The sequence below is a fragment of the Terribacillus aidingensis genome (assembly GCF_040703035.1).
Taxonomy (GTDB): Bacteria; Bacillota; Bacilli; order Bacillales; family Amphibacillaceae; genus Terribacillus.
On the sequence record NZ_CP159996.1, the window covers coordinates 1,445,058 to 1,466,306 of the forward strand.

21 protein-coding genes are annotated in these 21,249 nt (G+C 45.0%); all 21 read left to right on the plus strand.

All coding sequences use genetic code 11. The annotated features are described in order from the left end of the window. Positions 1-7 precede the first annotated feature (7 nt). The 21 genes from ylqF (at position 8) to fliJ (ending at position 21,247) form a co-directional block, all read left to right on the plus strand. Positions 8-859 (plus strand): ribosome biogenesis GTPase YlqF, encoded by an 852-nt coding sequence (gene ylqF / locus ABXS78_RS07745; protein WP_366249592.1) that lies wholly within the window; start codon positions 8-10, stop codon positions 857-859. 81 nt (positions 860-940) lie between these two features. Next, positions 941-1,717 carry a ribonuclease HII gene (locus ABXS78_RS07750; protein ID WP_366249593.1) on the plus strand — a complete coding sequence of 259 codons (777 nt, stop codon included), beginning with the start codon at positions 941-943 and terminating at the stop codon, positions 1,715-1,717. A gap of 15 nt (positions 1,718-1,732) precedes the next feature. Beyond that, positions 1,733-3,508: a hypothetical protein gene (locus ABXS78_RS07755; protein ID WP_366249594.1), complete on the plus strand. Its 1,776-nt coding sequence runs from the start codon at positions 1,733-1,735 to the stop codon at positions 3,506-3,508. Beyond that, positions 3,505-3,780, plus strand: a complete 276-nt coding sequence (locus ABXS78_RS07760) for an EscU/YscU/HrcU family type III secretion system export apparatus switch protein (protein ID WP_366249595.1) — start codon at positions 3,505-3,507, stop codon at positions 3,778-3,780. The genes ABXS78_RS07755 and ABXS78_RS07760 overlap by 4 nt, the downstream gene beginning before the upstream one ends. A 200-nt stretch (positions 3,781-3,980) precedes the next feature. After that, positions 3,981-5,141 (plus strand): ADP-forming succinate--CoA ligase subunit beta, encoded by a 1,161-nt coding sequence (sucC, locus tag ABXS78_RS07765; RefSeq protein ID WP_095223104.1) that lies wholly within the window; start codon positions 3,981-3,983, stop codon positions 5,139-5,141. 18 nt (positions 5,142-5,159) lie between these two features. After that, positions 5,160-6,062: a succinate--CoA ligase subunit alpha gene (gene sucD / locus ABXS78_RS07770; protein WP_038560150.1), complete on the plus strand. Its 903-nt coding sequence runs from the start codon at positions 5,160-5,162 to the stop codon at positions 6,060-6,062. A 60-nt stretch (positions 6,063-6,122) separates the two neighbouring features. After that, the gene (dprA, locus tag ABXS78_RS07775; RefSeq protein ID WP_366249596.1) at positions 6,123-7,019 is read left to right on the plus strand and encodes a DNA-processing protein DprA; all 897 of its coding nucleotides are present in this window, start codon (positions 6,123-6,125) and stop codon (positions 7,017-7,019) included. Between the two features lie 149 nt (positions 7,020-7,168). Continuing rightward, on the plus strand, positions 7,169-9,247 hold the full coding sequence (gene topA / locus ABXS78_RS07780; protein WP_366249597.1) for a type I DNA topoisomerase: 2,079 nt from the start codon (positions 7,169-7,171) through the stop codon (positions 9,245-9,247). 169 nt (positions 9,248-9,416) lie between these two features. Beyond that, positions 9,417-10,721 (plus strand): FADH(2)-oxidizing methylenetetrahydrofolate--tRNA-(uracil(54)-C(5))-methyltransferase TrmFO, encoded by a 1,305-nt coding sequence (gene trmFO / locus ABXS78_RS07785; protein ID WP_366249598.1) that lies wholly within the window; start codon positions 9,417-9,419, stop codon positions 10,719-10,721. A gap of 68 nt (positions 10,722-10,789) precedes the next feature. Continuing rightward, positions 10,790-11,698, plus strand: coding sequence for a tyrosine recombinase XerC (gene xerC, locus ABXS78_RS07790; protein ID WP_366249599.1), 909 nt, complete (start codon positions 10,790-10,792; stop codon positions 11,696-11,698). Between the two features lie 15 nt (positions 11,699-11,713). Beyond that, entirely contained in the window at positions 11,714-12,262 is a 549-nt protein-coding gene (gene hslV / locus ABXS78_RS07795) for an ATP-dependent protease subunit HslV (protein WP_095223109.1), read from the plus strand. Positions 12,263-12,264: 2 nt separating this feature from the next. Beyond that, the gene (gene hslU, locus ABXS78_RS07800) at positions 12,265-13,653 is read left to right on the plus strand and encodes an HslU--HslV peptidase ATPase subunit (RefSeq protein WP_095223110.1); all 1,389 of its coding nucleotides are present in this window, start codon (positions 12,265-12,267) and stop codon (positions 13,651-13,653) included. A 17-nt stretch (positions 13,654-13,670) separates the two neighbouring features. Continuing rightward, on the plus strand, positions 13,671-14,447 hold the full coding sequence (gene codY / locus ABXS78_RS07805) for a GTP-sensing pleiotropic transcriptional regulator CodY (RefSeq protein WP_095223111.1): 777 nt from the start codon (positions 13,671-13,673) through the stop codon (positions 14,445-14,447). A 411-nt stretch (positions 14,448-14,858) separates the two neighbouring features. Then, a complete protein-coding gene (gene flgB, locus ABXS78_RS07810; RefSeq protein WP_366249600.1) occupies positions 14,859-15,257 on the plus strand; it encodes a flagellar basal body rod protein FlgB in 399 nt (132 codons plus the stop codon). A gap of 2 nt (positions 15,258-15,259) precedes the next feature. Continuing rightward, positions 15,260-15,715: a flagellar basal body rod protein FlgC gene (gene flgC, locus ABXS78_RS07815; protein WP_366249601.1), complete on the plus strand. Its 456-nt coding sequence runs from the start codon at positions 15,260-15,262 to the stop codon at positions 15,713-15,715. Positions 15,716-15,728: 13 nt separating this feature from the next. After that, the gene (fliE, locus tag ABXS78_RS07820; RefSeq protein ID WP_366249602.1) at positions 15,729-16,028 is read left to right on the plus strand and encodes a flagellar hook-basal body complex protein FliE; all 300 of its coding nucleotides are present in this window, start codon (positions 15,729-15,731) and stop codon (positions 16,026-16,028) included. 76 nt (positions 16,029-16,104) lie between these two features. Further along, on the plus strand, positions 16,105-17,718 hold the full coding sequence (fliF, locus tag ABXS78_RS07825) for a flagellar basal-body MS-ring/collar protein FliF (RefSeq protein ID WP_366249603.1): 1,614 nt from the start codon (positions 16,105-16,107) through the stop codon (positions 17,716-17,718). Between the two features lie 15 nt (positions 17,719-17,733). Beyond that, a complete protein-coding gene (gene fliG, locus ABXS78_RS07830) occupies positions 17,734-18,747 on the plus strand; it encodes a flagellar motor switch protein FliG (RefSeq protein ID WP_095223116.1) in 1,014 nt (337 codons plus the stop codon). Beyond that, a complete protein-coding gene (fliH, locus tag ABXS78_RS07835) occupies positions 18,740-19,486 on the plus strand; it encodes a flagellar assembly protein FliH (RefSeq protein WP_366249604.1) in 747 nt (248 codons plus the stop codon). Before fliG ends, fliH begins: the two co-directional genes overlap by 8 nt. Then, positions 19,486-20,796, plus strand: a complete 1,311-nt coding sequence (fliI, locus tag ABXS78_RS07840; protein ID WP_366249605.1) for a flagellar protein export ATPase FliI — start codon at positions 19,486-19,488, stop codon at positions 20,794-20,796. The genes fliH and fliI overlap by 1 nt, the downstream gene beginning before the upstream one ends. Before the next feature lie 4 nt (positions 20,797-20,800). Beyond that, entirely contained in the window at positions 20,801-21,247 is a 447-nt protein-coding gene (fliJ, locus tag ABXS78_RS07845) for a flagellar export protein FliJ (protein WP_366249606.1), read from the plus strand. Positions 21,248-21,249 lie beyond the last annotated feature (2 nt).

The following is a 21,249-nucleotide window of genomic DNA, read 5'->3' on the forward strand; positions in this document are numbered from 1 at the left end:
ATTTCTCGTGACGATTCAATGGTTTCCCGGCCATATGGCCAAAGCTAGAAGAGAAGTAGAAGAAAAACTGAAGCTCGTAGACTTTGTCATCGAGCTGGTGGATGCAAGGGCTCCGGAAGCATCACAAAATCCGATGCTTCGTAAAGTGCTCGGCGACAAACCTAAAATGGTAGTACTTATGAAGAAAGACTTGGCTGATAAATCAGTAACAGATGCTTGGATCCGATATTATGAGGAACAAGGTACTCCGGCTCTTTCTGTCAATGCTGATGAGAAGAACGACATTCAGCGCGTTGTCCAGCGTGCGCATGATATGCACGCTGCAAAACGGGAGAAATGGAAGCGCAGAGGTGTGCAGAATCCCCCGCCTGGTCGTGCGATGATCATCGGTATACCGAATGTGGGGAAATCGACACTCATCAATCGTCTTGCAAGCAAAAAGATCGCCAAGACAGGCGACCGTCCAGGTGTTACCACACAACAGCAGTGGATTAAAGTGAAAAAGGATTTCGAGCTGTTGGATACACCAGGTATCCTTTGGCCAAAATTTGAAGACCCACAGGTTGGGTTGGTGTTAGCTGCTATTGGTACGATCAAGGATCAAATCTTGCCGATGGAAGAAGTAGCAACATTTATCCTCAATTACTTGAAGGAGCACTATCCGACGCAGCTTGCAGAAAGATATGCCATTGAGGATATTTCCATGGACACAGTCGAAATGTTTACCCATATCGGCAAATTCAGAGGTGCGCTTGAAGCTGGCGGTGCAATCAATTATGAAAAAACGTATGAGATCATCATTCGGGATCTTCGTAGTAAGCGGATTACGAATGTGACATTTGAGAAGCCAACAGTGTAAGGAACGGACATACATATTTCTTTTATGTATGTCTTTATTTTTTGTCTACATAACCGATAAACAGAGAAAGGGAGATTGTGCATGAAAGATGTATTGACGATCCAGCAGATACGGACTCATTTACAGGAAGGGACATTTTCAGAAGAGATGTTTTCATCCTGGCAGGAGGATCATCGTACAGGTGTCCAGAAACTTCTGGATGCACATAGAAGGAAACAAGTAAAGGAACAGGAGCTTCGCGAGCAATATGATCGCATGTGCAGCTTCGAAAATGCCTATTATGCAAAAGGAAAACAGTATATCGCAGGCATAGATGAAGCAGGCAGAGGGCCGCTTGCAGGTCCGGTAGTTGCCGCAGCAGTAATCTTGCCAAGAGATGCTTACATAGCAGGTTTGAACGATTCCAAGCAGCTGAGCGAGGCAAAAAGGGAATTTTTATATGAGCAAATCATCGACAATTGTATTGCCTATGGAGTAGGTATCGTAACCAGCCAAAGAATTGATGAAATCAATATCTATCAAGCTGCAAAACAAGCGATGCTGGAGGCTGTCGATGAGTTGGAATATCAGCCTGAACACGTGCTGGTAGATGCTATGCCGCTCCCTGAATTGGCTTGTACTTATGAATCATTGATCAAGGGAGATCAGCGCAGTGTCTCTATTGCCGCAGCAAGTATCATTGCGAAAGTGACACGTGATCGAATGATGAAAGAAGCTGATACAACCTATCCAGGTTATGGTTTCAAAGATAACATGGGTTATGGGACTAAGCAGCATCTGGAAGCATTACGCAAGCAAGGGGTCACTCCATTACATCGATTAAGCTTTGCTCCTGTTAAGGATCTTTCCCGCGTCTAGGAAGGAAGTGACATTATGCATCATCTAAGTATCCAAAGCTCTCAAACTATCAAACAAGCTCAGCAGTCCCAACAGGAAAGAAATTTCCGGCCTGGAGAGGTCGTAACAGGGAGGATTACGAAGTTTTTTCCTGATAATAAGGCATTGCTCCAAATCGGGGCCCAGCAAGTTATAGCACAATTACAGACATCACTGACTGCAGGCAGCACCTACTGGTTTGAAGTGAAAGAAGGGGGCGAACGTCCTCTCATGCAGGTTCTGCCCCAAACAGCAGGGAAGCAAGCTGATGTGTCACAATTGATTGAGCTTGCAGGCATGAAACCGAATAAAATAAACACTAGCTTGGTAGAAGGCTTATTAAAGCAGCAAACAGCTTTTACGATGCCGCAGCTGAAACAAGCACTGGCTCTATTGCAGCAGAAAGAATTACAGCCCATAGAAGTTAGAAAGGAATCACTACAGCTAATGCTTCAGCGTCAGCTGCCTTTGACTGAAAATGTCCTGCAGGCCATCTCAGCGCGTCAGTCACAAGATATGACGGCTTCCCTTCGTGAGCTCAGCCGTACAATAGCCCCTGGGAGTGAAAAAACAACAGCACTTCAACAGATACTCGGGAAATTGGCACCCGCTGGACCAGCAGTACATGAACAACACCTTGTACAGCAGATCGTCCAAGAAGCAAAAGCAGGAAAACAGAGTACGTATCAAGCTATCCGCCCATTTTTTTCGGCTGCTGTGCCTACCTTTGCTGCTTGGCAAGGAGATTGGCAGGCATATGACGCACAAATGGATGAAATCAGGAGTGCTCCGCAGCAGTTAATACCGGACACGGGAAGCTCATCAAACAGATCAGCACGTTCACTGCCATTTTCACAAGTACTTGATAGTTTCATGTCCGAGATGCAGCTTGTCAGCAAGCAGTCTCCGGCTGCCCAAGAAAAGCTCCAGACTGCGCTGTCGACTGCACGACAGCTGCTTAGTATGTTCCCTGACCGGTCCTTGCCTGATGAGATGATCACCAGTCTGCGCACTGCTCTGGAACCGTTCCAGTCAGCTCCAAGGGTTCAGGAAATATACAGCCAGCTGACAAAAGGGAACATGGAAAACCAGCAGTTGCTAGCGAGGAGCACAGAACTAGTTCAGTTGCTCCAAGTGACTCAAATGAATGAGGAAAGCAAAGATGGAGATTTCTTCAAAAATCTGTTGCAGGATATCTTCCGACAGACTGGTTTTTCATATGAACAAACATTAAACGAAGCGGACGCTGCAGATCTTCCTTTGAAAGGTTTGCTCCTGCAGCAAGCAGCCCAGGGCAATGAAAGAGCTGAGCTTTCCTCTCAGCTTCTTCAGCAAATAACCGGAAGCCAGCTGCTTCAGGTTCAGGATGATAAGCAAATGGCTTACATTCAGCTGCAGCTTCCCGGGGCTCCGTTAGGGTTCGATAAAGATATCCTGATGGAGCTGGAGGGCAGAAAAGAAGCTGATGGACAGTTATCTTCTGAACACTGCCGTATTTTGTTTTATTTGCATCTACCTTTTCTTGATGACATGGTAGTGGATATGTACGTACAGAAAAAGGCTGTCAGTCTGCATATTTATACAGCAGCAGAAAAAACAGAACAAGTCATGCGTCCGCTTCAGAATAAGCTGAAAACTGCTCTTGATACGAGCGGCTATCATCTTTCTTCTGTAAAATATACGGTCAGCACTAATGCGAAAGAAGCAAGCCGTATCGATAAAAGCTTGAATGCTGTACATACCGAACAGAAAGGTGTCGACTTTCGTATATGACAGGGAAAAGGAATGTCCGCCAAGCGGCGGCCTTGAAATATGACACTGCCAAAAAGCAAGCTCCGGTACTTACAGCAAGCGGTAAAGGTCTGACAGCGGAGGCTATTATAAAACGTGCAGAAGAAAATGGTGTACCAGTACAGCAAGATCCTGCTTTAGTAGGTCTTTTGACGGAGCTGAAGGTAAACGAGATGATTCCGTCAGATCTTTATGAAGCGGTGGCCGAGGTCTTTGCATTCATCTACCAAGCAGACAAGCAGGCAGGAAAATAAGCGTTCGTTTAGCTGAACGCTTTTTCCATAAATTCTCTTATGAAAGCATTTTCATAAATTTTCAGTGAAAAGGCAACCCCTTCTTTATTCGCTCTTATAAGTTTTATGTAGATTCTGTCTTTTCCATAGTTTTTGGTAGACTTTTGCAGAAGAAATCGTTTACAATGGTCTTGCACGGAATCTGACGGGGAGGGTACAGAATGAATATTCATGAGTATCAAGGCAAAGAGGTTTTACGTGAATTTGGTGTGTCTGTTCCTGCTGGTAGAGTGGCATTCAGTGTCGAGGAAGCTGTGGAAGCGGCTGAAAGCCTGGGCACAAATGTATGCGTTGTCAAAGCGCAGATCCACGCTGGCGGACGCGGAAAAGCAGGCGGAGTGAAGGTAGCGAAAAGCTTGGATGAAGTTCGTACATACGCGGAGGAAATCTTAGGCAAGACGCTTGTAACGCATCAGACAGGCCCGGAAGGAAAAGAAGTGAAAAGACTTCTGATCGAAGAGGGCTGTGATATCCAGAAAGAATACTATATCGGTCTTGTTCTTGATCGCAGCACATCCCGAATCGTAATGATGGCGTCTGAAGAGGGCGGTACAGAGATTGAGGAAGTAGCAGCAGAGACACCGGAGAAAATCTTCCGGGAAGCGATCGACCCTGTTGTCGGTTTGACTGGCTATCAAGCTAGAAGATTGGCATTTGCTATTAATATTCCGCCGGAATCACTGAACAAAGCTGTCGGGTTCATGATGAGCTTATATCAGGCTTTCGTAGAGAAGGATTGCTCAATTGCTGAGATTAATCCGCTCGTTACGACTGGCGACGGTCAAGTATTGGCACTCGATGCCAAACTGAACTTTGACGAAAATGCACTATACAGACATAAAGATATTGTCGCGCTCCGCGACTTGGATGAAGAAGATGAAAAAGAAATCGAAGCATCCAAGCATGATTTGAGTTATATCTCCCTTGATGGGAATATCGGCTGCATGGTAAACGGTGCCGGCCTAGCGATGGCAACGATGGATATTATCAAGCATTACGGCGGAGATCCCGCCAACTTCCTCGATGTTGGGGGCGGTGCTACGACTGAAAAAGTGACCGAGGCCTTCAAGATCATTCTTGCTGATCAAAATGTTAAAGGTATCTTAGTCAATATCTTCGGCGGCATTATGAAGTGTGACGTTATTGCAGAAGGTGTAATCAGTGCATCCCGTCAAGTAGGATTGGATATTCCGCTTGTCGTACGTTTGGAAGGAACGAACGTAGAGCAGGGTAAGAAGCTGCTCGAGGAGTCCGGATTGAATATTACATCAGCAGCGTCCATGGCAGATGCAGCAGAAAAAATCGTCGCACTTGTAAACTAACGGGGGAGGTATATATTCATGAGTGTTTTTATAAATAAGGAAACAAGAGTGCTCGTACAAGGTATTACGGGGTCCACTGCGCTTTTCCATACAAAGCAGATGATTGAATACGGCACCCGGATTGTTGCCGGTGTCACGCCGAAAAAAGGCGGAACCGAAGTAGAAGGGGTGCCTGTATATAATACAGTAAAAGAGGCTGTTCACGAAACAGGTGCTACTGCTTCTGTAATTTATGTCCCAGCAGCTTTTGCAGCTGACGCGATTTTGGAAGCTGTGGACGCGGAGCTTGATCTGGTCATCTGTATTACGGAGCATATTCCAGTTATGGACATGGTTCGAGTAAAACGGGCGATGGAAGGCAAAAAGACAAGATTGATCGGTCCGAACTGCCCAGGTGTCATCACACCGGAAGAGTGTAAAATTGGTATCATGCCTGGATATATCCATAAAAAAGGACATATCGGTGTTGTATCACGCTCTGGAACATTGACGTATGAAGCAGTGCATCAGCTCACACAGGCTGGCATTGGTCAATCTACCGCGGTAGGTATCGGTGGAGACCCAGTGAACGGAACTGATTTCATCGATGTTTTAAAAGCATTCAATGAAGACAGAGAGACGAAAGCGGTCATCATGATTGGAGAAATCGGCGGTACAGCAGAAGAAGAAGCAGCCGAATGGATCCGTCAAAATATGAATAAGCCTGTCGTCGGCTTCATCGGCGGTGCCACAGCACCTCCAGGCAAACGTATGGGCCATGCTGGTGCCATCATTTCCGGTGGAAAAGGCACAGCAGACGAAAAAATCAAGGTCTTGGAAGCTTGCGGTGTAAAAGTTGCGGATACACCGGCAGTTATGGGAGAGACTTTGATTGAAGTGCTGAAAGAAAAGGGACTGTACGAAATCTGTCAAACGCATTAAGATGAAAGTGGACCGATCAATCGGTCCGCTTTCTTAGCTTTTTCAGACAGGAGTGGAAAATTGGAGAAACGTAAAAGATTATTGTTGCTGCACCGAGTGCTGCGGGGACGACGTAAGATCATGCAGCGAATCCTCACACTCGACCCTCAATTGGACATCCTTCTACATTCATCCTTCCAAGAACTGATGAGTCATTATCAGCTCCCCGAATCTTTTGCAATTACCTTGTTCAATGAACTGCAGGACGAAACGCATCGTGTCACCTTGGAACAGGACATGCAGACCTTTTGCACTCTGACTTGCCTTGATGAAGCTTATCCCGTTGCTCTAAGGCATATACCAGACCCACCGCTTGTACTTTATGCTGCTGGTAACATCGGGCTGCTTAGAAGTCTGCCTGCAATCAGCGTGGTTGGAACTCGTCGGCCAACCAAATCTGCTGCTGACAAAGTGGCTTATTTTGTGGATCCGTTAGCTGCTGCCGGGTGGACAATTGTCAGCGGTATGGCAAAAGGCATCGACAGTATGGCACACCACGCAGCAATTCGCAGCAATGGCAATACTATTGCTGTATTGGGAGGCGGGTTGCGTCAGTTATATCCTCGCTCGAATAGGGAATTATTTAACAATTTAGCCGACACACAGCTGGTTCTAAGTGAATATTTTCCTGATCAGCATCCGCAGCAGTATCATTTCCCGGAGCGGAATCGAATCATCAGCGCACTTGGTTTCTGCACCCTTGTGGTCGAAGCCAAAAAACATAGCGGTACAATGCATACCGTTATGCATGCACTGGAACAGGGGAGAGACGTATTCGCTATACCCGGAGATCCTCTGGAGGACCGAACAGCAGGCTGTCATCAGATGATTTCAGAGGGAGCTGGAATCATCTTTGAACCAGGTCAGCTGCTAGAGGAATGGGAACGTAATAAGTCAAAATGGATACACTTTATATAGTAGAAACTCGTTTTTTTATGTATGCTCTGTTACAAAAAATAGCAAGTTATGTTTGACAAAGGGAATATAAGTATTTAATAATAGGGAAGATTTATCGGACAATATATAAAATATAAACAGAAAAAGAAAACCTCTTGGGAGGAAACAATATGGCAGATTATCTTGTAATCGTGGAATCTCCAGCTAAAGCGAAAACAATTGAACGTTATTTAGGTAAAAAATATAAAGTGAAAGCAAGCATGGGACATATTCGGGACTTGCCGAAAAGTCAGATGGGTATCAATGTAGAGGAAGACTTTGAACCCCGCTACATCACCATCCGCGGAAAAGGGCCTGTGCTTAAAGAACTGAAAAGTGCAGCGAAGAAAGTAAAGAAAGTATATCTCGCAGCCGACCCCGATCGCGAAGGAGAAGCTATTGCTTGGCACTTGGCACATAGCTTGAACATCGATGAAACTTCTGATTGCCGTGTGGTCTTTAATGAAATCACAAAGGATGCGATCAAGGAATCGTTCAAACATCCGCGCAGCATCGATATGGATTTAGTCGATGCCCAACAAGCACGACGTATCCTGGATCGACTAGTCGGTTATAATATCAGCCCGCTGTTATGGAAGAAAGTGAAGAAGGGCTTAAGTGCGGGTCGTGTCCAATCTGTAGCCGTTAAGATGATCATGGATCGTGAAAATGAAATCAAAGAATTCATTCCAGAAGAGTACTGGTCGATCGATGCAGCTTTCCAATCCGGCAAAGACAACTTTGAAGGAGCATTTTACGGAGTTGATGGGGAGAAGGTTGGCCTCGCGTCCGAAGAAGAAGTCAATGAGATTCTTGGTAAATTGAACGGGAAAGATTTCCAAGTCGATAAAGTGAACAAAAGGGAACGCAAACGAAACCCAGCAGCTCCGTTCACGACTTCTTCCCTGCAGCAGGAAGCAGCACGCAAACTCAATTTCCGAGCCCGTAAGACAATGATGGTGGCGCAGCAGCTTTATGAAGGTATAGATTTGGGTAAAAAAGAGGGCGGTATCACAGGTCTGATCACTTATATGCGTACCGACTCCACGCGTATTTCCAACACTGCCAAAGAAGAATCAGCTAATTACATCAAAGAGACATATGGCGAGGAGTTCCTTGGTTCAGGCGCCAAAACGAAACAAACCGAAGGTGCTCAGGACGCCCACGAAGGTATTCGTCCAACATCGGCATTCCGTCACCCTGACAGCGTGAAGGCAATTCTGTCACGTGATCAATTCAGACTTTACAAGCTTATATGGGAACGTTTCATCGCAAGCCAGATGTCACAGGCTGTCCTGGACACGATGACCGTCCACCTTGTAAATGAAGGGGTAGAATTCCGAGCTACAGGATCCAAGGTTAAATTCAAAGGGTTCATGAAGGTGTATGTAGAAGGCAACGATGATAACAAGAGCGAAAAAGACAGGCTGCTTCCGAATCTGGAAGAAGGCATGACAGTGAAGGCGGAAGAGATCACACCGAACCAGCACTTCACACAGCCGCCTCCACGCTATACAGAAGCTCGGCTGGTCCGTACGATGGAAGAGCAGGGAATCGGCCGCCCATCTACATTTGCACCGACACTGGATACTATTCAGCGCCGCGGCTATGTCACGCTGGACAATAAGCGTTTCGTACCGACTGAACTAGGAGAAATTGTTATTGATATCCTGGAGGAATTCTTCCCGGAAATCATTGATTTGGAGTTCACGGTGAAGATGGAGGAAGACCTTGACCATATCGAGGATGGCAAAACGCAGTGGGTCACGATCATTGATGAGTTTTACAAAGGCTTCGATGTGAGGCTGGAAAAAGCAGAGCAGGAAATGGAGAAAATCGAAATACGGGATGAACCGGCCGGCATCGACTGTGAAGAATGCGGACATGGGATGGTATACAAGATGGGACGCTACGGCAAGTTTCTCGCTTGTTCCAATTTCCCGGATTGCCGCAATACGAAGCCGATTTTGAAAAAAATAGGGGTTACATGTCCGAAATGTAAGGAAGGCGAAGTTGTCGAACGTAAGTCGAAAAAGAATCGCGTATTCTACGGCTGTGATCGCTATCCGGACTGTGATTTCCTCAGCTGGGATAAACCTATTTCCAGACCATGTCCAAAATGTGCTTCCATGCTTGTCGAAAAGAAAGCGAAAAAAGGAACGCAGATTACATGCTCCAGCTGCGACTATAAAGAAGAAGTTCAGCAGTAGTACAAGAAGACTCCGGCTTAAGGAAAGCCGGAGTCTTTTGTTTGAATTGTTAAGACTTTGTGAAAACAAGAGCAGGAACCGGAAATAATTTGACACAGTTTTATACGAGGTCTATAATAACGGATTGGAAAGGGATTTTGCTTGACACACTTGAGGGGGAAATACCGAGATGACAAACGAATTCGTAACCGTTATCGGCGCAGGACTTGCTGGCAGTGAAGCGGCTTGGCAGCTGGCAAAGCGCGGCGTCAAAGTTCGTCTATATGAAATGCGGCCTATTAAGCAGACAGCGGCCCACCATACTGATAAGTTTGCTGAACTTGTATGCAGCAACTCTTTGCGGGCAAACAGCCTTACGAATGCAGTCGGAGTTCTAAAGGAAGAAATGCGGCAGTTGGACTCCATTATCATTAAAGCTGCAGATCACTGCCAGATTCCAGCTGGCGGGGCATTGGCGGTAGATCGTCATGAGTTCAGTGCATTTGTAACTGAACACGTAAAGAACCATCCGAATGTTACGGTTTATAATGAAGAGATTGCTTCACTTCCTGAAGGTCCGGTCATTATCGCTACTGGTCCGCTAACATCTGCAGATCTTTCCAATGCTTTAAAGGATCTTACAGGGGAAGAATATTTCTACTTCTATGATGCAGCTGCTCCAATCATTGAAAAGGACAGCATCAATATGGACAAAGTGTACCTCAAATCACGCTATGATAAAGGTGAGGCTGCATATTTGAACTGTCCGATGACGAAAGAAGAATTCAATCGTTTCTATCAAGCTCTTATTTCAGCTGAAACGGTACCTTTGAAAGAGTTCGAGAAAGAGATTTATTTCGAAGGCTGCATGCCGATTGAAGTAATGGCAGAACGCGGAGAAAAGACAATGCTCTTCGGTCCATTGAAACCGGTAGGATTGGAAGATCCGAAAACTGGGAAAAAGCCGTATGCAGTCGTTCAGCTTCGTCAGGATGACGCTGCAGGAACACTTTATAACCTCGTCGGTTTCCAGACACACCTTAAATGGGGTCCGCAGAAGGAAGTGATCCGTTTAATTCCTGGTTTGGAGGAAGCAGAAATTGTCCGATATGGTGTGATGCATCGCAACACCTTCCTAAATTCTCCGGACTTGCTGCGTCCGACGTATCAATATAAAGATCGTGATGATCTGTTATTTGCCGGTCAGATGACAGGTGTGGAAGGGTATGTCGAGTCTGCTGCATCTGGTTTGCTTGCAGGCATCAATGCAGCTAAAATCGCCGCAGGAGAAGCACCTGTCGTTCTGCCGCAGGAAACTGTCATCGGAAGTCTTGCGCACTATATCACGCATACGAACAGTAAGAATTTCCAGCCGATGAACGCTAACTTCGGTCTAATCAAAGAATTGGACAAGACGATCAAAAATAAGCATGATCGCAATCAGGCTTATGCTGACCGAGCGCTAGCTTCAATTCAGAATTTTTCTACAATTTGACTTTTAACGTTTGCTTCTGTGCTTGAAGTTGTGATAAGCTTTATACGCTTGAAGTGAGGCGATTAAAAATGAAAAACGCAGAACAGTTCGTACAAGAGTTCAAATCTTATCTGCAGGTGGAGAAACATGCTTCCCCGCATACGGTTTACTATTATCTGAATGATGTGAATTTTTTCCTGGAATTCCTGCATTCGGAATCTATTTCGTTTGAACAAGTAGATCCAAGTGTAGTACGCGTATTCCTTACACAATTATATGAGAAAAAGCTGTCAAGACGAACGGTATCACGAAAGATATCCAGTCTTCGTTCTTTTTACAAATTCCTGGAGCGGGAAGATGTTGTTACAGCAAATCCATTTCTGCGGCTGGTTCAGCCAAAGGCGCCTGCTTATGTACCAAGCTTCCTATACGAACAGGAGCTAGAGAAACTGTTCGACGCCTCCGATTTGGAATCCCCGCTGGGGCAACGGGATCAAGCTATCCTTGAATGTTTATATGGCACTGGTATGCGTGTCAGTGAATGTGCTGGCATTACATTGGGCGATATAGATTTGTCAATAGGGACCGTGCTAGTCCGCGGGAAGGGACGTAAGGAGAGATATGTTCCGTTCGGCAGTTTCATGGAAAGAGCAATTCAGAGATATTTACAGGATGGACGCAATCGTCTTTTGGAAAAGGCGAAGGAAGATACCGATAAACTGTTTTTGAACAGCAGAGGAAAACCGATTACGGAACGTGGGATTCGTCTCATCCTGAATAAACTGGTTGAGCAGTCCGCTGTACATATGCACCTGCATCCGCACAAGCTGCGCCACACATTTGCCACGCACATGCTGAATGAAGGTGCTGATTTGCGTGCTGTGCAGGAACTACTTGGTCATGAGCATCTGTCCTCTACACAGATTTATACGCATGTGACGAAAGATCGGCTGCGTACGATATATATGAATACCCATCCGAGAGCGAATCGGGAATAAAGGAGATGGAAAGCCATGAGTTCGGAATTTCATGCCACCACTATTTTCGCCGTACGTCATAAAGGTGAGTGCGCGATGTCTGGAGATGGACAGGTGACACTCGGCAACCAAGTTGTCATGAAGCATAAAGCAAAAAAAGTCAGAAGGCTATTCAAAGGCCAGGTGCTGGCAGGTTTCGCTGGTTCCGTAGCTGACGCGTTCACACTATTTGAGAAGTTCGAGGGGAAACTGGAAGCTTATAATGGCAACCTCGCCAGGGCTGCAGTGGAATTGGCGAAGGAATGGCGCAGTGACCAAGTCCTTCGGAAGCTGGAAGCGATGCTGATTGTGATGAACAAAGAGCAAATGTTTCTTGTATCAGGGACTGGGGAAGTCATTGAACCAGATGATGATATTCTGGCTATCGGCTCAGGCGGCAATTTTGCCTTAAGCGCAGGACGCGCACTGAAAAGATACTCAGAAGAGAAGTCTGCAGCTGAAATCGCTCGGGCTGCCCTTGAGATAGCTGGAGAGATCTGTGTATTCACGAACGATCAAATCACGTTGGAGACATTGGAGGCGTAATGATGGAGGCTAATTTGACCCCGAAACAAATCGTAGCGCAGCTGGATCGTTATATCATTGGTCAGCAAAATGCAAAGAGATCAGTAGCCGTGGCATTACGGAATCGTTATCGCCGCATGCAGCTCGATAGCGAATTGCGCGATGAGATAACACCGAAGAATATTCTGATGATCGGGCCGACAGGTGTTGGTAAAACAGAAATCGCCAGAAGGCTGGCGAAGCTGGTTGGGGCACCCTTTATTAAAGTGGAAGCTACAAAGTTCACAGAAGTCGGTTATGTCGGCCGTGATGTAGAATCGATGGTGCGGGATTTGGCTGAAGCATCCGTACGGCTTGTTCGGGAAAACAAGATGGAAGCTGTGCAGGATAAAGCAGGGGAACAAGCTAAGAAGCGCCTCGTCAAGCTGCTTGTACCTGAAACGAAAAAGCAGGCGAACAATTTCAAGAATCCATTCGAGATGCTCTTTAATCAGCAGCAGAGTGAAGAGCAAGAAGAAAAACCTTCTGATGAAATCGAATCCAAACGAGCTCGTACCGAGCGGATGCTCGAAATGGGCGAGCTGGAAGACACGATGGTGACAATAGAGATTGAGGAGCAGCAATCCTCGATGTTTGATATGCTCCAAGGTTCCGGTATGGAGCAAATGGGAATGAATATGCAGGACGCTCTAGGACAATTCATGCCGAAGAAGAAGAAAAAGCGTCGTTTGCCTGTATCTGAAGCACGGCCGCTTCTTGTACAGCAGGAAGCGCAAAAGCTGATCGATATGGACGAAGTATCACAGGAGGCAGTACAGCTTGTAGAACAAGCTGGCATCATCTTCATCGATGAGATTGATAAAGTCGCTGCCAAAGGCGACCAAGGTGCTAATGTATCCAGAGAAGGTGTCCAGCGAGACATTCTTCCAATCGTAGAAGGTTCTACTGTGACTACAAAGTACGGCCCTGTTAAGACAGATCATATTCTATTCGTCGCAGCAGGCGCCTTTCATATGGCAAAGCCTTCAGATCTTATTCCGGAGCTGCAGGGACGTTTCCCGATCCGTGTTGAATTGGAGAAACTATCTGTCGAGGATTTCAAGAAGATCCTTATCGAGCCTTCAAACGCTTTGCTGAAGCAATATAAGGCATTATTGGAAACAGAAGGTATAAATGTGGAGTTTACGGACGAAGCTGTTACCAGACTAGCGGAAGTGGCTTTTGAAGTGAACCAGGAAACTGATAATATCGGTGCTCGCCGTCTGCATACAATCTTGGAGAAGCTGCTGGAAGACTTGAGTTTCGAAGCGGCTGATATTACCATGGGGACAATCCAGATCACCCCGAGCTATGTAGATGACAAACTAGCATCAATTGCAAAAAACAAAGATCTGAGTCAGTATATTTTATAACATTACAGGAGGAAATCATGAAATTATTAGATAAAGCAAGAGATATAAACTTTATGCTGCAAAAGACAGCAGGAAAGGCTGTCAACTTCAACAATATGTCAGAGACGTTGCAACAGGTTATAGAGAGTAATATCTTCATCGTAAGCCGCCGTGGTAAATTGCTCGGCGTTTCGATTAACCAGGCAATCGAGAATGACAGAATGAAGCAAATGCTCGAAGAAAGACAATTTCCTAAAGAATATACAGAAGGACTATTCCAGGTTCAGCAAACAACTGCTAACATCGGTATCGACAGCCCTTACACAGCATTCCCTGTCGAGAACAAAGATCTTTTCCAGGGTGGCTTGACTACAATTGTACCGATTATTGGTGGTGGTGAACGCCTTGGTACATTGATTCTTAGCCGTCTTGCAGAAAACTTCAGTGATGATGATTTGCTGCTTGCTGAATACGGTGCTACAGTTGTCGGAATGGAGATCCTTCATCAGAAAACAGCAGAAATCGAAACAGAAGCACGCAGCAAAGCCGTTGTACAAATGGCGATCAGCTCCCTATCTTATAGTGAATTGGAAGCAATCGAGCATATCTTTGAGGAATTGGACGGCAGCGAAGGTTTGCTAGTAGCTAGTAAAGTAGCAGATCGTGTCGGCATTACACGTTCCGTTATCGTTAATGCATTACGTAAGCTGGAAAGTGCAGGAGTTATCGAGTCCCGTTCTCTAGGAATGAAAGGAACTTATATTAAAGTCCTTAATAATAAATTCCTAGTTGAATTACAAAAACATACAAGCTAAACTAGAAGAAGCAGGCCAAATAGCCTGCTTCTTTTATTTGGCTGTATTTGTGACTCTTATACTATGTTTTGTGTATTTGAACTCGTAAAATAGAAAGCCCTTACAAATATTTCCGTTTAGTGTAGGAAAAAGTGTTTAGAAATTACACATTTATAGGTAAGATAACTTGTCTGAAATAGGGAAACATTAGGTTTTAATCAGGTTATATAAAAAGTTAATACCTATATTACCCTGATTTCTGTAAGTCAATGGTTAATGTATAGGTATAAAGGATTAGTATGCTTAGACCATTTTTACATATATAAGAAAATTATCATAGAATATATAGACACATCTTCCTCGTTTCAATACAATTATCGTGTACATTAGAGCTAATTCGACGGTAAACATAGCACTCTGGGGGGGACTACGATGGACCTATATGGCAAAACGATTCAATCGTTGGATCGATCATTAGATTATGCCAATCTTAAAAATCAGACCATTGCTAATAATATAGCTAATGCAGATACACCTGGCTATAAGACAGAAACAGTTTCATTTAAAGATACATTGCAGGAAACGATGGGCGCAGGATTTACCGCAAAGCGTACGAATCCGAAACATTTGGTATTCGGCAGTACAGAGTCAGCATCCGAATTCCAGGTAACCAAGCAGGAGGATACCTCCTATACCAACAGTGGGAACAACGTAGATATCGATAAGGAAATGTCCGAATTAGCGGATAATCAGCTATACTATCAGGCGCTTGTTGACCGGATGAGCGGAAAATTCAACAGCCTATCAAAAGTAATTACAGGAGGTAATTAAGTTTGACGATTTTTTCTTCCTTAAATACTAGTGCAAGTGCGCTGACGGCGCAGCGTTTGCGGATGGATGTTGTATCATCCAATATTGCGAATGCAGAGACGACACGAGCAACCATTGACGAAAACGGGAACTATGTTCCGTACAGACGTAAGATGGTTTCCCTGGAGACTCAGAATACAAACAGTTTCTCTTCATTCCTTGAACGAGCACAAGGCAATTCAACTAGTTCTAACGGTGTAAGAGTTTCTGAAATCACTGAGGATGAAACGGAATTTCAGATGGTTTACAACCCAACTTCACCTGATGCAAACGATGAGGGGTATGTAGCAATGCCAAATGTTGACCCTTTGAAGGAAATGACAGATCTGATGAGTGCTACACGATCATATGAAGCTAACGTCACAGCCATGAATGCAACCAAGGGAATGCTTCAGAAAGCTTTGGAAATCGGAAAATAAAGGAGGATGACAAATGGCAGTTGAAGGAATCAGCGGATTGGCCGGCACGAGTGGTCTGACTAACATAAAGCAGGCAACGCCAGCTCAGGCACAATCAAGCTTTACGGAAAGCTTAAAATCTGCAATCGATAGCTTGAATGAAACACAGCAAGCATCGGATAAGATGACTCAAGATCTTGCTGCAGGAAAGATTGATAACCTGCATGATGTTATGATTGCGTCTCAAAAAGCAAGTGTAGCACTGGATGCAGCTGTACAAGTACAGAAGAAAGCAATCGATGCTTATACAGAAATGATGCGCATGTCTATGTAGAAGGATATAGGACGTATCCTCAGTCAAAGTAGATATGCTTTTATTATGAATTTGACCTATGCTTTGGGGGAACAAGATGAATCAGCGAATTGCAAGTTACAAAGAAAAGATAACTAGTTTTTGGCAGACAAGACCTGGATGGCAAAAAGCACTATTAATATGTACCCCGATTGTTCTTATTCTAATCATCGGAATCACATCTTTTTTTGCGAATAAAGAGACGATGGTTCCATTGTATAAAGATCTTTCTGCCCAAGAAGCTGGGAAGATAAAAGAAGAATTGGATGCACAGGGCGTAACGTATGAGCTTGAAGGAAATGGATCGACCATACTTGTACCAGATACACAGGCTGAAGGACTGCTTGTAGATTTAGCAGCAGAGGGTCTGCCGGAAACAGGCAGTATTGATTACTCCTTCTTCAGCAACAACGCTTCATGGGGTATGACGGATAACGAATTCGATGTTATTAAATTGGATGCCTTGCAGACAGAACTGTCTACGCTTTTGACCAATATAGACGGAATCAAGAGTGCTGAAGTACTGATAAATAAACCTACTGATCCCGTATTCGTAACAGACGAGCAAGAACAAGCCTCTGCATCGATCGTGTTGAATACAGAAACAGGGTATGACTTTCAGCCCGAACAGGTAGAAGCAATGTATCGATTGGTTTCGAAGACCGTGCCAAATCTACCTGAAGAAAATATTGTCATTACTAACCAGGATTTTGAGTACATCAACATGGATACAGCAAATGCTGGCGGAGATGCTTATACAAACCAGATGGGCATTAAGCAAGAAGTTGAACAAGGAATACAGCAGCGCGTGCAGCAAATGCTGGCTGCCATGGTTGGTGCGGAGAATGTTCGTGTGTCGGTAACAACGGATATCGACTTTGATCAGGAAACACGTACGGAAGAACTTGTTGAGCCAGTGGACGAAGAAAATAACGAAGGTCTGCCGGTAAGTGTGGAGACTATCACAGAAACATATGAAGGCGAACCAACGGAAGAGGGCGGGGTTGCAGGAACTGGTGAAGAAGAGGTTCCAAATGTAGCAGCCGAGGACGAAACTACCGGAGACGGCGCTTATAACAATGTGAAAGAATCTGTGAACTATGAATTTAACAAGATAAAGAAAGAAATTACCGAGAGTCCTTACAGCATCCGTGATATAGGCATTCAAGTTGCTGTTGACAGCAACAAGAACACTGAAGCCCAGAACGGAGAGGCTCAACAGCTTACACAGCAAGAACAAACACAAGTAGAAGAAAGCATTACCTCGATTCTGAATTCGATCGTGTCGACTTCTGTAGATGCAGAAGTAGCTCAGACCGTAAATCCTGAAAACAGTGTTTCAGTAGTCTTTCAGCCATTTGCTGCAAGTCAGGGCTCACAAGCAGATGATACAGCAGGTTCAGGAATTCCAGTATGGGCATATATTGCTGGCGGCGTTCTCTTGGCTGCTGTAGCAGTACTCGTATTCATGCTCATCCGCTCCAGAAGGAATCAAGAAGAGGAAGAAGATTTGCTGGAGGAAGAAGTGAGAGCAACACCTGTTGTTGTCGAAGAAATAGATGATACGCAAGAAACGGAATCCACACTGAAACAAAAACAACTGGAAAAATTAGCACAAGAGTCACCAGAGGACTTCGCAAAATTATTACGAAGCTGGATGGCTGAAGATTAAAGGAGCAATGAAGGAATGGCAGCTGTGAAAGGACGTTTGACAGGAAAACAGAAAGCGGCGGTCTTGATGATCTCTCTTGGAGCTGATACGGCTGCGAACGTATATAAGCATTTGACAGAAGAAGAGATAGAGCGCATGTCTCTCGAGATTTCTTCGGTCAAGAAAGTGGACAGTGCAGAGAAGGAATCTATCATTGATCAATTCCACCAGATTGCCATTGCTCAGGATTATATATCCCAAGGCGGAATCGCCTATGCAAAGTCAATCCTGGAGAAAGCTTTAGGAGAGGATGAAGCTGCTGCAATTATGAACAGGCTGACATCCACCCTGCAGGTAAGGCCATTTGATTTTGCGAGGAAAGCAGATCCAACGCAGGTTCTCAATTTTATTCAAAATGAGCATCCTCAGACAATTGCACTGGTGCTTTCTTATCTTGATCCGGAACAATCTGGTCAGATTTTGTCAGAGTTACCACAGGACATGCAGGCTGATGTTGCAAAACGAATCGCTACAATGAGCAGTACATCGCCTGAAATCATCAGTCAGGTAGAACAAATACTCGAGAAGAACTTGTCTGCAACTGCGACACAGGATTATACACAGACTGGCGGTATCCAAGCCGTTGTAGAAGTACTCAATGGAGTTGACCGCAGTACAGAAAGGACCATCCTTGATGAACTGGAAGTGCAAGACCCTGAGCTTGCAGAGGAAATCAAAAAGCGCATGTTTATCTTTGAAGATATTGTCACGTTGGATAATCGAGCGATACAGCGTGTCATTCGCGAAGTGGAAAATGATGACCTCAAGCTTTCACTGAAAGTGGCCAGCGATGAAGTCAAAGATATTGTATTCCAAAACATGTCTGACCGGATGGCGCAGACGTTCAAGGAAGAAATGGAATTCATGGGTCCTGTACGCTTGAAGGATGTAGAAGAAGCACAAAGCCGTATTGTTTCAGTTATTCGACGATTGGAAGAAGTTGGCGAGATAATCATATCCCGTGGCGGAGGAGATGACATCATTGTCTAATATCTGGCAATCAGTTGCAGTGAAAGAGTCAAAAGTAATTGGTATAAAACCTATTAAGATATCGCTTGAAACAGCTGATGGTACCGAAGAAGCTTTATCTTTCCAAGCTGAGAAGGAACGGTCAGAGCAGTACCTCCAGGAAGCCAAAACAGAAGCTGACCAAATGCTTACAGCTGCCAAAAAGGCAGTAGAAGAGCAAAGGATGCAATGGGAGTCAGAGCGGCAGGAATTTATCGAGCAGGCACAGCTGGAAGGATATCAGAAAGGTTTTGAAGCTGGACAACAGGAAGGTTTGCAATCCTATCAAGCCAAAATGGAAGAAGCACAAAAGTTGATCGAACTGGCGCAGCAAGACTATAAGGCAACGGTTGAAAGCAGTGAGGACGTACTGCTTGATCTTGGGCTAAAGCTTGCAGAAAAGATTCTTCATGCAAAGCTTGAAAAAGAGCCGGAAAGCTATCTATCGATCGTTAAGGGCGCGATTGCTGACTGGAAGGAACGGAGCGATCTACGCCTTTACGTTCATACAGATAGCTATGAACTTGTTCTGCAGCAGAAAGAAGAATTGACTTTACTCACTGGAAAAGACTTTGACCTTATGATTATGCCTCAGCATGATTTGCCTGTAGGCGGCTGTATCCTTGAAACCAAGCATGGAAGAATTGATGCGAGTATCGATTCTCAGCTGACCGTCCTGCGCGAGAAGCTATTTGAGATCAGGCGAGAGGAAACTATTTGATGTTAGGGCGATACGTTGAAGAGCTTGATAAATTAGATACCTATAAACGATATGGAAGAATCCATAGAGTTGTTGGATTGCTGATTGAATCACACGGTCCGGTCACAAGTGTCGGAGAAATCTGTTATATTCATCCTTCTTCAAGTTCTGGAGAAAGGTTTTTGGCAGAGGTCGTCGGATTTGATGACGAAAAAGTTCTGCTCATGCCTTTTGCTCCCTTGAAGGATGTCGGGCCTGGATGCCTTGTTGAAGCGACCAGTTCACCATTGTCGATCAAGATAGGTCATGGCTTGATTGGGAGCATAATTGATCCGCTAGGACAGCCATTAGATGGCAGTATGCTCCCTAAAGGCTTGAAATCCTTTACGACAGATCGTAATCCGCCGAATCCTATGACTAAGCCTCGAATCTTAGAACCGCTGGAAACAGGTGTACGGGTAATCGACAGTCTTTTGACAGTCGGTCAGGGACAGCGAGTTGGAATTTTCGCCGGAAGCGGCGTAGGTAAAAGTACGCTTCTGGGAATGATAGCCCGGAAATCAAGTGCCGATGTCAATGTCATTGCATTGATTGGAGAGCGCGGAAGAGAAGTTCGCGAATTTATTGAGAAGGATTTAGGCGAGGAAGGCATCAAAAGGTCGATAATCGTTGTGGCAACATCTGATCAGCCTGCTCTTATGCGGATTAAAGGTGCTTATACTGCAACTGCTATTTGTGAGTATTTCCGTGATCAAGGAATGCATGTCAACTTGATGATGGATTCGGTCACTCGGGTAGCGATGGCACAGCGTGAAATCGGTCTAGCCTCAGGCGAACCGCCAACGACAAAAGGTTATACACCCTCTGTTTTTGCAGCTTTGCCAAAACTGCTTGAAAGAACCGGTACAAATGAACTTGGGGCAATTACTGCATTCTACACCGTGCTTGTGGATGGTGACGACATGAATGAACCGATTGCCGATACAGTACGAGGTATTTTGGATGGTCACTTCGTTTTAGATCGGAAATTAGCGGAACAAGGGCAATTTCCAGCTTTGAATGTCCTTAAGTCAATTAGCCGGGTGATGCCGCAAATTACCGATGACGAAGTCTACCAGCTAGCACAGCGTTTACGGACAATGCTTGCACTATATGAAGAAAACCGTGAACTGATTCAAATCGGTGCATACAAAAGAGGCACGAATAATGAGATCGATGAAGCAATCGATTATCAAAAATCGATTCTGGATTTCCTAAAGCAAGGAATGCATGAGTTTACCAGTCGTCCAGACACAATTCAGCTCATGAAGCAGCTGATGGGAAAGGGATGATGTAATGGCTGAAGCAAAGGTATTCGAAAAGATATTGCGTATGAAGGAACGGGAACGAAAAACCGCACAGCAAGCTTTTGCAGAAAAGCAGCAGCAGTTCGAAGCAGCAGCAACTACTTTGTATGAACTGCTCAAAAAGAAAGAAGATGCCGAACAGCAGCTGTCCAATGGCTTAGCGGCTTCTGTTTCTATCCAGCAGCTGTCTGAACATCATGATTTCCTGGAAACGATCAACCGGCGTATTGACCGGGCCCAAATAGCTGTACAGTTCGCTCGTAACGCTATGATGGAAAAACAGGAGCTGTTATCGGAAGCATACATCGAAGTGAAAAAGATCGAAAAGCTTCTAGAGAAGAAGAGGCAGGAAGCATGGCGCAAGCAGCAGGAAGAAGAAAATAAGCAGATGGATGACATATCGATCCGCCAATTCTTAGCAAATGGAGCACGATAGTA